Here is a 14,473-nt window from a genome sequence, read left to right on the forward strand (position 1 = left end):
AAAGTTATGTTGAATTGGGAAGAAGAAGTAGCCCCTGCGATAGCCAAGGTTGGTTTGGTGCCACAACCTGTATTTGCAGAGCCACAACGTCCACAAGCAGATCAGGTTGCCATTGCCGCCCCTCAGAATGTGGAGTCTGCACCTGTGCAAGCCGCTGCATTGACTGGTGGTGCTGCTTTGCGTGTCAATGCTGCTGATAAGCGCGTGATTAATGCCAAGACTGACGTGAATCAACTGGTTCCATTTAAATATAAGTGGGCTTGGGAGAAATATCTGGCTGGTTGCGCAAACCATTGGATGCCACAAGAGATCAATATGAACCGCGATATCGCGCTTTGGAAGGATCCTAATGGCTTAACTGAGGATGAGCGTCGCATCATTAAGCGTAATCTTGGTTTCTTCACAACCGCGGACTCTTTAGCGGCAAACAATATTGTTCTGGGTACTTATCGCCACATTACTGCCCCAGAATGCCGTCAATATCTATTACGTCAGGCTTTTGAGGAAGCAATTCATACTCACGCCTATCAATATATTGTGGAATCTTTGGGTTTAGACCAGAGCGAAATCTTTAATGCGTATAACGAAATCGAGTCAATTCGTGCCAAAGATCAGTTCTTAATTCCGTTTATTGATGTATTGACTGACCCTAATTTCAAAACCGGGACATTAGAAACTGATCAAATGTTGCTCAAATCATTGATCGTTTTTGCCTGCGTAATGGAAGGATTATTCTTTTATGTTGGTTTTACGCAAATACTTGCAATGGGTCGTCAAAACAAAATGACGGGTGCTGCTGAGCAGTATCAATACATCCTTCGTGACGAGTCTATGCACTGTAATTTTGGTATTGATTTAATTAATCAAATCAAGCTGGAGAACCCGCAGTTATGGACTTCTGCGTTCAAAGACGAGATCAAATCTATCTTCGAAAAAGCAGTGGAATTAGAGTACCGTTATGCAGAGGATACGATGCCTCGCGGAGTGCTTGGATTGAACGCGCCGATGTTCAAAGGCTACCTAAGATACATCTGTAATCGCAGATGTTTGCAAATAGGACTTGACGCGATGTTCCCAAATGAAGAGAATCCATTCCCATGGATGTCAGAAATGATTGATCTGAAAAAAGAGAGAAACTTTTTTGAGACACGCGTTATTGAGTATCAAACTGGCGGTGCGCTAAGTTGGGAATAAGTAGTTAATTAAAAAGCGCATAGCCGGCTAAATAGGAGATTAGACGGTTGGATAGTTTTAAAAGTCAGCAAAACCAGACTCAAATCCGAAAACCCTTGTCCAAGGGTGTCTGGTCTACTCTCTCTATTTTTTCCAGCAAATTCAAGAAGCCGTTGCCCTTTGGGGCCGCGGCTTTTTTTCCAAGATTCATTAGCGTGCAGCACTTAGTAACAAGCCGCGCGCCGATGAATGGCTCGCTCGTCGGCTCCAATCGGTTGCAAAACCAGGCGGAAATGAATGGTCGGGTCTTCTTAATCGGTAGTTTGTACTAATCCTCACGTGAAGGAGCATTACTATGGCAATCGCCAAGAAAAAAGTTGCTGCAAAGAAACCAGCTGCAAAGAAAAAAGTAGCTGCTAAGAAGCCTGCTGCTAAAAAAGCTGCTGCTAAGAAGCCTGCTGCTAAGAAGAAGCCTGCCGCTAAAAAGCGTCCTGCTGCTAAAAAAGCTGCTGCTAAGAAGCCTGCTGCTAAGAAGAAGCCTGCCGCTAAAAAGCGTCCTGCTGCTAAAAAAGCTGCTGCTAAGAAGCCTGCCGCTAAAAAGCGTCCTGCTGCTAAGAAGCGCGTAGCTGCAAAAAAAAAGTAAGTAAGCCTGCTGCGAAGAAAGCGGGCAAAGCCGTAAAAAAGCCCGTGGCTAAAAAAGCTGCTACTTCAACAACGTTGAATCCTGCCGCTGCTTGGCCCTTCCCAACTGGCACGCGCCCATAAGCTCTGTTTGTAGGCGTGTGAAGTTCAAAGGGATCTCTCACGAGATCCCTTTTTTATTACTTCTCTAGGTAATTATTAGCTTTAGAGGGCAAATCCAAATGCGGATTTGAATTGAGCGGCGATTTCATCTTTGCTTATTTGGTGATTTTGTGGTCCCTGATGGGTGATTTTGATCGAACCCATTAAGCTAGCCAATCGCCCAGTAGTTTCCCAATCCATGCCGTTTTCTAATCCAAATAGCAAGCCGCCCCGGAACGCATCACCGCAACCAGTTGGATCAACTACTTTCGCTGCTGGTACCGGCGGAATTGAGATACATTGACCTTCAAAGTAGATGTCTGCACCTTCAGCACCCTTGGTAACGATGAGGGCTTTGACTCTCTCAGCTACTTTTGCCAGGTTCAAGCCAGTTCTTTGCGATAGCATTTCACCTTCATAGTCATTCACGGCCAGATAGCTTGCAATATCTACAAGCTCAAGGAGCTCTGGGCCATTGAACATCGGCAAACCTTGCCCCGGATCAAATACAAATGGAACATCTGCTGCTGCTAACTGATGACAGTGTTCCCACATGCCTTGGCGACCATCTGGGGCAACGATTCCGAATTTGGCAGCACCCTTCATGTTCTTGCTGCGCTCCGCAATAACGGTGGAAACTTGATTTAAGTGAGACTCATTCATGGCACCAGGATGAAAGGCAGTGATTTGATTATTAGTTTGATCGGTAGTAATCATCGCTTGAGCAGTGAATGCTTGCTCAATCTGACCAATATGCGTTGTATCAATCTGGAGCTGCTTCAGGTGATCCAAATATGGAGCTGCATCACCCCCGACGGTTGCCATGATGATCGGATCGCCCCCGAGAAGTTTGAGGTTATAGGCTATATTGCCTGCGCAACCACCGAATTCACGACGCATGGTAGGAACTAGGAAGGCAACATTCAAAATATGAATCTGCTCTGGCAGAATTTGATCGGCAAATTTGCCTTCAAAGTTCATGATGGTGTCGTAAGCGATGGAACCGCAGATCAAGCTAGCCATAAATAATTACTTTCTAATAAAAATCAATTGAAATGAGTATGAAATAGGGTTTGCAGTCTATTTTTCAGGGTAAAAAATTCTGACACGATATCCAGCAGCATTTTGCGGAAGTGAAATCAGCAATGCAGACGAAAAGATTTCACCGGCAGGGGCGCCTTGACGTAAAAAATCTGAATGTGACTCTTGCCAAGTAGTCGGTAACCATTCTTGCGGAGTGAGTTGAATCTTTTTGATTTCAGATTCCTCTGCATCGGTGAGGGAAATTTCTAAATTTGGGAATAAAACAGGGATGGCAAGACGATTTTGTACGCCAACTTGTAAAACAGATTGATTTGAAACGTTTTTAAGGCCCTCTCGCACGTTTTCGGTCGAAAGGGTTACCGAAGTTATTTTCCAAGCAGCAAAATCGCTTACAGGGCGATTTACGCACCCTAGTGCATGACATACTTGTTCATCCAACTTCTGTAAAAGAGAAAAACTAGTTCTTGCAATCGCAGAGGAGCTGCCATCAACACGTGTTGCTAATGCTGATAGTAGGAAATTTCTGGAAAGGTGCTCGCCAAAAATAATGAGCAGAATGAAAAAAAGACTGAGAAAAATGAATTTAAGACTTTTTTTTTGAGCCGGAGCAAAAGTATCTCTAATTTTGTCTGCTGAACTTGCTTTAGCATCTTTTGTAAGAAGTGTGCCGTGCAGACAGACCCAGCCTTCACTTTCCTTCCAAACAGAAAGGCTTAGCCATTGGCTATAGGTTGCAATCACTTCCTCTGCTTGACGCGCAAGCACGCCTGAGAGAACAATTTTTCCACCTGGGCGCATCTTGTTTACCAGCGCTGGCGCTAAAACTTGCAAGGGATTAGCCAAAATATTGGCCATCACGATGTCGTACTTGGTTTCTGCCGCAAGTTCTGGTGCATTTTCATTAGGCAGGACAAAGCGAATGACTACCTTGTTGATTTCTGCATTGCTACGTGCTGCAACCATTGCTTGTGGATCAATATCAGTGCCAGCTACTGGCTTGCATCCCAGTTTCGCGGCCGCAATGGCTAAGATTCCGGATCCACAGCCATAATCGAGCAAGCTTTGCTTGGCAAGCTGGGTATTTTGTTCAAGCCAAAGCAAGCAAAGATGTGTAGTCGGGTGGCTGCCGGTGCCAAATGCCAAACCTGGATCTACCGCCAAACAAATTGCGTTGGGGTCGGTAGGCGCTTCATGCCAAGAAGGTACTACCCAAATACGCTCACCTATCTGAATCGGAGCAAATTGACTCTGGGTTAAGCGAACCCAATCTTGCTCTTCAACAATCTTTTCTTGCGGAGTTGGAAGATTGAATCCCGCTTCCTGAAGGGATGCGAGAAGTTCGGGGATAAAGTTCGCTGCATCAGAATTATCAATTTCTGGATTGAAAAGTGCAGTTACAGCAGATCGATCCCAAGCCTGTACTTCCGGCGATAGACCTGGCTCACCATAGAGTGGATTTTCATCGTAACCGCCAGCAGCATCATCTTCAACAGTAACTGAGAGTGCGCCCACTTCCAGTAAAGCATCACCTAAAGGTTCTGCAATCTCAGCCGGGACCGTGAAAATAAGTTCACGATAGGACATGCTCACCCCAAATGGACATTAACTGACCTGCAACTTAGGGCTTACCGCGACTAGCGGCTTGCTCTTCGAGGCGATGCTCCAAATAGTGAATACTGGTTCCGCCTTCGATGAAGTTTGGATCAAGCATGAGCTCACGATGCAGTGGCACATTGGTTGTGATGCCATCGATCACCATCTCGGAAAGCGCAATCTGCATACGGCGTATCGCTTGCTCGCGAGTATTGCCATAAGCAATTAACTTGCCAATCATGGAGTCGTAATTGGACGGCACTACATAACCACTATAGGCATGTGAATCGACGCGAATGCCGGGGCCGCCTGGCATATGGAATGAACCAATTTTTCCTGGGCTTGGTGTGAATTTGAATGGGTCCTCTGCATTCAGACGGCATTCGATGGCATGGCCACGGAAAACAATGTCTTTTTGGCGATAGCTGAGTTTTAAGCCGGCAGCAATACGAATTTGTTCTTGAACAATATCAACACCTGTAATCATTTCGGTGACTGGGTGCTCAACTTGAACGCGGGTATTCATCTCAATGAAGAAGAATTCACCATCTTCATACAAGAACTCAAAAGTACCAGCACCACGGTAAGCAATTTTCCTACAGGCTTCAGCGCAGCGCTCACCAATTTTGGCGATAGCGCGGCGATCAATGCCGGGTGCCGGAGCTTCTTCGATCACTTTTTGGTGGCGACGTTGCATGGAGCAATCACGCTCACCTAACCAAATGGCATTGCCATGGGTATCAGCCAAAATCTGGATCTCTACATGGCGAGGCTTTTCTAAAAACTTCTCCATATAGACTTCTGGATTACCAAAAGCACGACCAGCTTCTTCTTTAGTCATATTGACCGCATTGAGAAGAGCAGCCTCAGTATGTACGACACGCATTCCACGACCACCGCCACCGCCAGCAGCTTTAATAATGACCGGATAGCCAACGCGTTTTGCGGTTGAAATAATTTCTTTTGGGTCGCTTGACAGCGCACCTTCAGAGCCCGGAACGCAAGGAACGCCGGCTTTAATCATGGCGCGCTTCGCTGAGACCTTATCGCCCATCAGGCGAATTGAGGTTGCAGTGGGGCCAATGAATGCAAAACCGGACTTCTCAACACGTTCTGCAAAATCGGCATTCTCAGAGAGGAATCCATAGCCAGGATGAATTGCTTCAGCATCTGTCACTTCCGCTGCTGAAATGATGGCAGGCATATTGAGATAGCTGAGTGGTGATGGGGCGGGCCCAATACAGACCGCTTCGTCTGCAAGCTTTACATATTTAGCTTCTTTATCTGCGGTCGAGTAGACCACCACAGTTTTAATTCCCAACTCGCGACATGCGCGTTGGATACGGAGAGCAATTTCTCCGCGATTGGCAATCAGAATCTTATCGAACATGTCGGCTCTGAGTTAAGTAACGGTGGATTGGAATAGATCTAAGGGAGATCTATTAAGCGATGATGAACAGCGGCTGATCAAATTCAACGCCTTGACCGTTTTCACACAGAATTTGTTTAATAACACCCGCTTGCTCAGACTCAATCTCATTGAGAAGTTTCATCGCTTCAATAATGCACAGCGTTTGCCCCACTTTGACTGTGTCGCCGACTTTGACAAAATCTGGAGACTCAGGGTTTGGTGCGCGATAGAAGGTGCCGACCATTGGTGAGCGAGCAACAAAACCAGTTTCAGCTGGCGCTTCATCAGCAGCTGGTGTGGTAACTGGTGCAGCCACAGGCGCAGCTTGCATCACTTGAGCAGGCGCTGGATTGGCGTATACCACTTGACCTGCAGGAGCTGGAGAGCCGGCATTCACAATGCGAACACGATCTTCACCTTCATTGACTTCTAATTCAGAAATTCCTGATTCAGAAACAAGGTCGATTAGGGTTTTTAGTTTTCTTAGATCCATGGAAAGGCTTCCTCTCTGGTAATTCTTAGTTAATCTTTATTTTTGCAAGCGGGCGATAGCTGCTTGCAGTGCTAATTCGTAACCAATCGCGCCCAAACCGCAGATAACGCCAGTAGCAATATCAGACAGGTAGGAGTGTTTACGAAACTCCTCACGTTGGTGAATGTTAGATAGGTGTATTTCAGTAAACGGTATAGCAACCCCAGCCAGTGCATCACGCAAGGCAACGCTGGTATGGGTAAAAGCGCCTGGATTAATGATGATGAAATCCACCCCATCTTGTTTAGCCTTTTGAACTCGGTCAATCAGCTCGCCCTCATGGTTGCTTTGGAAGGTGGATAAATCGACTGAGTGGGACTTTGCGATGACACCTAGCTTGGTATGAATATCTTCGAGAGTAGTTTTGCCATAAACCTCTGGCTCACGGGTTCCCAACAGATTGAGGTTGGGGCCTTGGATAACGAGAATTGAAGTATTTTTCGACATAGATCGATATTTTTAGAGGCAGTTAGGTTTTATTGCGGAGATAAAGCTTTTCTCTGAAAACTGCTTATTGAATGAAGAATGCTCTTCATCTTGCTCGTAAAGTATACCCCCGGAGTCCCACCTCAAGCCTAAAAATGACACAATAAACTGGCTATTTTTTAAGATTTGAAGTGTAACTATTGCAATTTTTGGCTCAGAAACCGCTAATTTTGACCTAGATGGTGATCACAAAGATCATTTAAAAAGTCTTATAAAGCCGATTTAATTGCACTTCTGAGCTCTTCTTCGCTTATCTTTCCTAATTTGCTGCTAGTCGCCTTGCCTTGAGCATTAACAATAACGGTATAGGGAAGCGCCCCTTGGGCATTCCCCATCTGTTTCGAGATATTGCTGCCCTCAAGTCCACCAATCACAATTGGATAAGAAACTGGGGTCTTTTCTAGAAATTCACGAATATTAGAGGGTGAATCGATACCGATGCCTACAAATAAGACATTTTGACTCTTAAACTCTGCCTGTAATTTATCCAAAGTAGGCATTTCTTCAACACAAGGAGGGCACCAGGAAGCCCAAAAGTTGATAACCAAGACTTTTTCACGCCATTCTTTGGTGTCGACCGATTTTCCATCAGATGTTTGCCAAGGGTTGGTAAAAAAGGCCTTCATTGCAGGATCGTCTGCCGGCTCTGTTCTGAAGATCCATTGCGAAGTCGCCACTCCCGCAGCAAGGGCTACGAGGTTAAATCCAATGATGCTTATCCACTGTCTTCGGTTCATTGCTGCTCCTTAGCTAAAATTGCCCAATGCATATTCATATCTTGGGCATTTGCGGTACTTTCATGGGCGGCATTGCCGCAATCGCTCGGCAGGCCGGACATCGTGTTACTGGGTGCGATGCCAACGTATATCCACCGATGAGCACGCAGCTGGAAGCGCAGGGCATTGAGCTCATTGAGGGATTCTCGCCCGATCAATTATTACAGTTTGAGACGATGCCAGATTTATTTGTAATCGGTAATGTGGTTTCGCGTGGCAATCCACTAATGGAGGCCATTCTGAATCAAGGGCTTCCTTACACCTCTGGACCTCAGTGGCTGGGTGAGCAAGTTCTATTTGGTAGACATGTCTTGGCTGTTGCCGGTACGCATGGCAAAACAACTACCTCCGCCATGTTGGCTTGGATTTTAGAGTTCAATGATTACAAGCCAGGTTATCTCATCGGTGGAGTGCCACTGAATTTCACGGTATCTGCTCGCTTAGGTGGGAGCAAGTATTTTGTAATCGAAGCCGATGAATATGACACAGCGTTTTTTGATAAGCGCAGTAAGTTTGTTCACTATCGCCCACGCACCGCTTTGTTGAATAATCTCGAGTTTGATCACGCCGATATTTTTGCTGATCTTGCTGCAATCGAGACCCAATTCCATCATTTAGTGCGCACCGTCCCGGGTAATGGTCTTGTTGTGGTTAATGGCGAAGAGCCCGCCCTAGAAAGCGTTATTTCCAGAGGTGCTTGGGCGCCCGTTGAAAAATTTGGGCAAGATAAACACAATGCCTGGTCATTAGTTTCTCAAGCAGCGGATGGCTTCATTGTGTTGCAAGATGGTAAAGAGGTCGCCACAGTGACCTGGGCTCCAGACTCGGGAGTCATGGGCCGTCACAATCAACTCAATGCATTAGCAGCCATTGCGTCAGCAAATCATATTGGCATTGCACCAACCGATGCCGCACGTGCTTTAGCTGAGTTCAAAAATGTGAAGCGTCGTTTAGAGACGATTGGTGTCGCAAATGGAGTAACTGTATACGATGACTTTGCGCATCACCCAACTGCCATAACTACCACGGTAGATGGCTTGCGTCGCCGCGTAGGACAGGCACGAATTTTGGCAGTCTTGGAACCTCGCTCTAATACGATGAAACTCGGGGTGATGAAAGCGCAACTACCCAATAGCCTAGAAGCTGCTGACAAGATTTTTGCTTACGGCGCAAGCACTGGTAAAGATTGTTTAGGTTGGGATTTAAATGCAGTATTAGCCCCATTAAATGCAATGAGTGAAAATCGTGCTGCAGCCTTTGATGATCTATCTACTTTGGTTAAAGCTGTTGCAAATGAAGCAAGGCCTGGCGATCATATTTTGGTGATGAGCAATGGCGGCTTTGGTGGGGTGCACCAAAAGATACTGACTGCAATACAAGAGAAAGCAAAGTAATGAGCATGAGACTGAAAGATAAAGTAGCCATCATTACTGGTGCTGCAAAAGGCATTGGTTTTGCAACTGCAAAACGTTTTGCGAAAGAAGGTGCCAAGGTCATGATTGCCGATGTGAATCCCGAGGCGGTTAAAGCCGCTACAGATCTGATTCCAGGCTCAGAAGCTTATGTCATGAACGTGACTGATCGTGCAAGTGTTGAAGCGGCTGTTGATCAGATCATGCAGCGCCACGGACGCATTGATATCCTAATTAACAATGCTGGCATTACACAAGATGCACGCTTAGTCAAAATGACAGAAGCACAATTTGATACTGTAATTGATGTCAATCTCAAGGGTGTTTTTAATTGCACGCAGTTGGTAGTGCCGCATATGTTGGAGGCTGGTAAAGGCGCTGTCGTAAATGCTTCTAGTGTTGTGGGCATTTATGGAAACTTTGGACAAACTAACTATTCAGCAACCAAGTTTGGAGTGATTGGATTTACTAAAACTTGGGCGCGTGAATTAGGCCCAAAAGGTATTCGGGTAAATGCAGTTTGCCCAGGCTTTATTGCTACTGAGATGGTGAAAGCGATGCCAGAAAATATTCTGAAAGATATTGAGAGGCGCAGTTGGCTTGGTCGCTTAGGGACTCCTGAAGAAATGGCGAACGTCTATTTATTCTTAGCAAGCGATGAAGCTAGCTATGTGAACGGTGTTGCACTTGAGGCCAGTGGCGGGATATCCCTCTAAGCATGCATCTTTTATATGAAGAGGGTGGCGACATCAAGGTCGCTACGGTTCAGTCTGCTTCGGGCGCTGGAGATGCTGAATCATGGCAAGCAACTAGTCTTTCTGGGAAAAAGATTAAGTTAAAAGCCAAAGAAGTTTGGCTCCGTTTTGAAAAGCCAGAACCGCAAGTCTTAATGGATGAGGCAAATACTTTATCCAAAGAGATTGATCTGCAGTTCTTATGGGATTGCGCACCTGATGAAGAGTTTGGCTTATTAGATGTTGCTCATGAGTACTTTGGCGCACAAGCCAGCGTACCGCAACAGACTGCATTAGCCATCGCCTTGCAAAGTGCGCCAGTATTTTTTCGTCGTAAAGGGCGTGGACGTTTTCAAAGGGCACCACTAGAGCAACTGCAGGCTGGTTTGGCTGCGCTTGAGCGCAAACAAAAAGAATTAGAGCAGCAGACTGCATGGCAGCAAGAACTGGTGGCTGGGGTGTTTCCAGAGATGCTTCAATCTCAGGCAAATCAACTTCTGTTTTCTCCGGATAAAAATACCTCTGCCTATAAAGCATTAATTGCAGCATGTACTGAGTCAGGAGAATCACCTGCGCAGCTCATGATCCGCTGTGGCGCGATTGACTCACCTTTGCAATATCACCAAGGGATGTTCTTAAAAGCGCATTTCCCTCAGGGCGCTGCACATGACCTAAGTTTGGCGGTTGATCAAGCTGCTTTAGATGCTGTTATTTCAGAATTGCCTATCGCTGAAGTAACTGCGTTCTCAATAGATGACTCAGGCACTACTGAAATTGATGATGCTTTATCAGTTACTGCGCTCGAGGGTGGCAGACATCGTATCGGCATTCATATTGCGGCGCCTGGTTTAGTGATTACTAAGGATGACGCTTTAGATAAGGTTGCACGCACACGTATGTCTACGGTGTATTTCCCTGGCGACAAAATTACGATGTTGCCTGATCAGGTGATTACTCAGTTCTCATTAGATGAGGGTGCTGCTCGCCCAGCTTTATCGATTTATGTAGATATTGATGCGGCTGGAGTTGTGGATAAAGAGACTCTGCAGTTACGCGCTGAGATGGTTCCGATGGGGGCAAATCTTCGCTTGGAGAACTTAGAGCATTTGGTGACGGAAGAAAGTTTGGCCGATGAATCTGCTGAGTATGCTTATCGTCAAGAGCTCAGTGTTTTGTGGGCAGCGGCAAAGTTATTGCATGCAGGGCGCCAGGAGCAGCGTATAGCTAATGGATTGCGTTCTGAGCAATTAGGGGTCTTGGATCCCAATGCCTTGGCGAGAGACTTTCATTTTCAAATTAAAGAAGTGGATGGTGCGCAGCGAGTGGAGATTACTCCTCGTCAACGCGGCTCCATTCTCGATACCATCGTTGCTGAGTGGATGATTTATTGCAATAGTGCTTCAGGACGTTTATTGGCAGATCATGGAATGCCTGGTTTGTTCCGTACTCAAAAGGGCTGGGGCCCCTTACGCACGCGTATGCAGACAACCCCCGGTCCACATGAAGGATTGGGTTTGGAGTATTACGCTTGGTGTACTTCGCCTTTGCGCCGTTACTCAGATTTAGTGAATCAGTGGCAGTTAATCGCTATAGCAAAACATGGCATTACCGCCAAAATGGTGGCACCTTTTCCTCCACGTGATGCTGCATTAATGGGTATCGCCGCCGACTTTGAAGCTTGTTATTCAGCCTATGGTGAATACCAAGATCGCCTTGAGAAATATTGGTGCTTACGCTGGATTGCTCAAGATGAAGTTCCTAGACAAGTCTTTGTGAGGCATCTCAAAGAAGGGATGTCTCGAGTAGAGTTAGTCCCATTGCATCTTCCAGTTCCCGAGTTGGCGGCCCATCCACGCATGACTCGAGCTGAAGTGAGCGTGGCTGATGTAGACCTATTGCAGCTTACTGCCGGGGTTCGGGTTCTTCATATAGAAACTCCAGAAGTTCCTGAGAGTGATGAAAGTTCTATCTAAGCTGACGCAGTTAGTAGGTCGCTTAAATGGTATCTGGCGACGCCACCCATTTCGCTATGCCCTTGGCCTCTCAATTTTGTTTCATCTGATCTTTTTATCCTTCCGCTGGGGCCTAGGAGAAATAGAAAATCGTCGCCTGAATACACCACTCAGCGTTGTCTTGGTGAATGCTAGTAATCAAGTAGCACCCAAGCAGGCCAATAAGTTAGCCCAAGCAGATTTGCATGGAGGCGGCAATACTCCCAATCAAGATGCTAGTGCGCTCCATCGGGCAAGACTCGGTGCCGATGCCCGCCTCGAGGTTTTGGAAAAACAGCAAAAGCAAATGCTGGCCAAGCTTGAGGCGGATCGAGCACTCTCGGGCGGTCGCAAAAGTGGAGATGAGAAACTAGCAACATCCCAACTGAATTCTTTAGAGGCTGAGCTAGCTAAGCGTTTGCAAGCCAATGGTCGAGAACCTCGTCGTAAGGTCTTGACTGGAGCCAGTACCAAGGCAGTTGTCTTTGCGCAGTATTACGATGCCATGCGCCAAAAGATTGAGGCTTATGGTAGCGCATTTTTCCCGCGGGCCAACGGCCGCCCCTTGTATGGCAGTCTAGTGATTGTCGTTAGCGTGGATGCCCAAGGACGCATTGCCAATAATGCTCAGGGTAAGGATGGTTTGAGTATTGGACGAAGCTCTGGCAATCCCGAGTTGGATCGCCAGGCCCTAGCGATTATTCGTGCTTCTGCCCCCTTTGGCGCTTTCCCTGCAGAAATGCATCAGCAGATTGATGTCCTAGATTGGGTTTCTACTTTTGATTTCACGCGGGATGGATCTGATCGCCTAGATTTGCGTCCTTAATTCAGAAGGCATCACGCAATTTCGCTTATCCTGTAGTTACTATGAGTCAAGCCACTTCTGCCCAATTGCATACTGATCCCGCCCAATTTCCTGGTGTGGATGTGTATGCGGTTGCCGGTAATCCGATCGCACATAGTAAATCACCCGCCATTCATAAACGATTTGCTGAGCAGTCAAATCAAAAAATGTATTACGGGCGTTTACAGCCTGAACTTGGGGAATTCAAAACCGCTGCGCAAGCTTTCTTTGCTGCTGGCGGTAAGGGTATGAATGTTACTGTTCCATTTAAGTTGGACGCTCAGGCTCTGGCAGATGTATTAACACCGCGTGCGCAGCTAGCTGGCGCTGTCAATACTTTGCGTATTGAAGATGGAAAAATATTTGGTGACAACACGGATGGCGCTGGCTTAGTTAGAGACTTATTGGCTCAGGGTATTCAGATTCAAGGCTCCCGAATTTTATTGCTGGGAGCGGGTGGCGCTTCTCGCGGAGTGCTAGGTCCTTTGCTAGAGCAATCGCCCGCAGAGTTAATTATTGTCAATCGATCCAATGCTAAGGCCCAGGACTCGGTTCAATTATTTAGCGATTTGGCTCGCTCTCTACAAGTTATATTGACAGCAGCAACTTTGAACGAACTGGAAGATGTAAGTAAGACCACATCTCCTTTTGATCTCATTATTAATGCTACTGCTGCAGGTCTATCGGATGAATCTCCTATCAGCGATGCCGCGGCAAGCAATGTATTTACTCCCAAGTCTTTTGCCTACGACATGGTCTACGGCAAAGTCACTGTTTTGATGCAGCAAGCACTGCATCGCGGTGCGCGGGTTAGTGATGGTTTGGGCATGTTGGTTGAGCAAGCTGCAGATGCTTTCTTAATTTGGCGTGGTGCTCAGCTGACTGATGCGATTGATTCTCGCGCTGTATTGGCAGAACTTCGTACTTCCTAATTCCTAGCTAAGCTTGAATGCGTTGGCTTTCTTATCTTCTGAAATGTTTAGTGGGTGGCTTTATTGCCATGCAAATGTACTTTGTCATGCAGATTGGCTTATGGGTAGTTCTTGATCCTAGCAGTACTGCATTTCAAAGGGCTGAACGTTGGCGTCTTTGTGGTCTGTCATGGTCTTGCCCAGTGCAGTCATCTTGGGTTCCATACGATAAAATCTCGGCCAATCTCAAACGTGCTGTTTTAGTGAGCGAAGACGATATCTTCTTTCAGCATATGGGTGTTCGGGTTGAGGATATGAAAAAAGCATGGGCTAAAAATTCGCAACTCAATCAACAGAGTAGTGGCAAATCCAAAACTGCATTGCGTGGGGGCTCTACGATCACACAGCAACTAGCAAAGAATCTTTTTCTTTCTTCTGAGCAGAATTATTTTCGCAAAGCTCAGGAGCTCATCATTACCGGCTTATTGGAGGTAATGCTGCCTAAGCAACGTCTTTATGAAATCTATTTAAATTCAGTAGAGTGGGGCGAAGGTATCTTTGGTATTGGCGCAGCTTCTCAGCATTACTACGGTATTAAGCCGGCATCGCTTGATCGCGAACAGGCAGCAGCTTTAGCATCAGCTTTACCTGCACCGAAGTGTTTTGACAAAGTGCAGTACTGCCGTAAGGCTAATATTCATTTCCCCACACGACAAGACTTTATTCTAGAAAATATGGATAGGGTCGCTTTGGCGCCTATTCAGAAACCAAAAGCGCGCTAGC

The 14,473-nt window shown here is 46.4% G+C and carries 14 protein-coding genes and 1 pseudogene; 8 read left to right on the forward strand and 7 right to left on the reverse strand.

Annotated elements, in window-relative coordinates; translation table 11 throughout:
- The first annotated feature begins 6 nt into the window (after window positions 1-6).
- Window positions 7-1,194 (forward strand): ribonucleotide-diphosphate reductase subunit beta, encoded by a 1,188-nt coding sequence (locus tag ICN27_RS01185; RefSeq protein WP_215308917.1) that lies wholly within the window; start codon window positions 7-9, stop codon window positions 1,192-1,194.
- A gap of 334 nt (window positions 1,195-1,528) precedes the next feature.
- A complete protein-coding gene (locus tag ICN27_RS01190; protein ID WP_370624461.1) occupies window positions 1,529-1,816 on the forward strand; it encodes a hypothetical protein in 288 nt (95 codons plus the stop codon).
- A 203-nt stretch (window positions 1,817-2,019) separates the two neighbouring features.
- On the opposite strand, the gene ICN27_RS01195 is transcribed toward ICN27_RS01190, so the two are convergent.
- From ICN27_RS01195 to ICN27_RS01220, 7 genes and pseudogenes are all read right to left on the reverse strand, one after another.
- The gene (locus ICN27_RS01195) at window positions 2,020-2,979 is read right to left on the reverse strand and encodes a carbohydrate kinase family protein (protein ID WP_216268647.1); all 960 of its coding nucleotides are present in this window, start codon (window positions 2,977-2,979) and stop codon (window positions 2,020-2,022) included.
- A 57-nt stretch (window positions 2,980-3,036) separates the two neighbouring features.
- Window positions 3,037-3,438 (reverse strand): DUF3426 domain-containing protein, encoded by a 402-nt coding sequence (locus ICN27_RS10390; protein WP_255534990.1) that lies wholly within the window; start codon window positions 3,436-3,438, stop codon window positions 3,037-3,039.
- A gap of 225 nt (window positions 3,439-3,663) precedes the next feature.
- Window positions 3,664-4,584: pseudogene (gene prmA, locus ICN27_RS10395) on the reverse strand (50S ribosomal protein L11 methyltransferase); the annotation flags it as partial.
- Window positions 4,585-4,618: 34 nt separating this feature from the next.
- The gene (gene accC / locus ICN27_RS01205) at window positions 4,619-5,983 is read right to left on the reverse strand and encodes an acetyl-CoA carboxylase biotin carboxylase subunit (protein ID WP_216268649.1); all 1,365 of its coding nucleotides are present in this window, start codon (window positions 5,981-5,983) and stop codon (window positions 4,619-4,621) included.
- Between the two features lie 52 nt (window positions 5,984-6,035).
- Window positions 6,036-6,497 carry an acetyl-CoA carboxylase biotin carboxyl carrier protein gene (gene accB, locus ICN27_RS01210; RefSeq protein ID WP_216268650.1) on the reverse strand — a complete coding sequence of 154 codons (462 nt, stop codon included), beginning with the start codon at window positions 6,495-6,497 and terminating at the stop codon, window positions 6,036-6,038.
- 36 nt (window positions 6,498-6,533) lie between these two features.
- On the reverse strand, window positions 6,534-6,983 hold the full coding sequence (gene aroQ, locus ICN27_RS01215; RefSeq protein WP_216197013.1) for a type II 3-dehydroquinate dehydratase: 450 nt from the start codon (window positions 6,981-6,983) through the stop codon (window positions 6,534-6,536).
- A 248-nt stretch (window positions 6,984-7,231) separates the two neighbouring features.
- The gene (locus tag ICN27_RS01220) at window positions 7,232-7,759 is read right to left on the reverse strand and encodes a TlpA disulfide reductase family protein (RefSeq protein WP_216268651.1); all 528 of its coding nucleotides are present in this window, start codon (window positions 7,757-7,759) and stop codon (window positions 7,232-7,234) included.
- A gap of 26 nt (window positions 7,760-7,785) precedes the next feature.
- Here ICN27_RS01220 and mpl point away from each other — a divergent pair, with 26 nt between their 5' ends.
- From mpl to mtgA, 6 genes are read left to right on the forward strand one after another with little or no spacing between them, the layout of a single operon-like run.
- Window positions 7,786-9,192, forward strand: coding sequence for a UDP-N-acetylmuramate:L-alanyl-gamma-D-glutamyl-meso-diaminopimelate ligase (gene mpl / locus ICN27_RS01225; protein ID WP_216268652.1), 1,407 nt, complete (start codon window positions 7,786-7,788; stop codon window positions 9,190-9,192).
- Window positions 9,193-9,197: 5 nt separating this feature from the next.
- Entirely contained in the window at window positions 9,198-9,926 is a 729-nt protein-coding gene (gene fabG, locus ICN27_RS01230; protein WP_216268653.1) for a 3-oxoacyl-ACP reductase FabG, read from the forward strand.
- A gap of 2 nt (window positions 9,927-9,928) precedes the next feature.
- A complete protein-coding gene (locus tag ICN27_RS01235; RefSeq protein WP_216268654.1) occupies window positions 9,929-11,917 on the forward strand; it encodes a ribonuclease catalytic domain-containing protein in 1,989 nt (662 codons plus the stop codon).
- On the forward strand, window positions 11,901-12,761 hold the full coding sequence (locus tag ICN27_RS01240) for an energy transducer TonB (RefSeq protein ID WP_216268655.1): 861 nt from the start codon (window positions 11,901-11,903) through the stop codon (window positions 12,759-12,761). The genes ICN27_RS01235 and ICN27_RS01240 overlap by 17 nt, the downstream gene beginning before the upstream one ends.
- Before the next feature lie 41 nt (window positions 12,762-12,802).
- Window positions 12,803-13,711 (forward strand): shikimate dehydrogenase, encoded by a 909-nt coding sequence (aroE, locus tag ICN27_RS01245; RefSeq protein ID WP_216268656.1) that lies wholly within the window; start codon window positions 12,803-12,805, stop codon window positions 13,709-13,711.
- A gap of 17 nt (window positions 13,712-13,728) precedes the next feature.
- Entirely contained in the window at window positions 13,729-14,472 is a 744-nt protein-coding gene (gene mtgA, locus ICN27_RS01250) for a monofunctional biosynthetic peptidoglycan transglycosylase (protein ID WP_216268657.1), read from the forward strand.
- Window position 14,473 lies beyond the last annotated feature (1 nt).

It is taken from the genome of Polynucleobacter sp. Nonnen-W13, from assembly GCF_018881735.1.
In the GTDB taxonomy this organism is placed as follows: domain Bacteria; phylum Pseudomonadota; class Gammaproteobacteria; order Burkholderiales; family Burkholderiaceae; genus Polynucleobacter.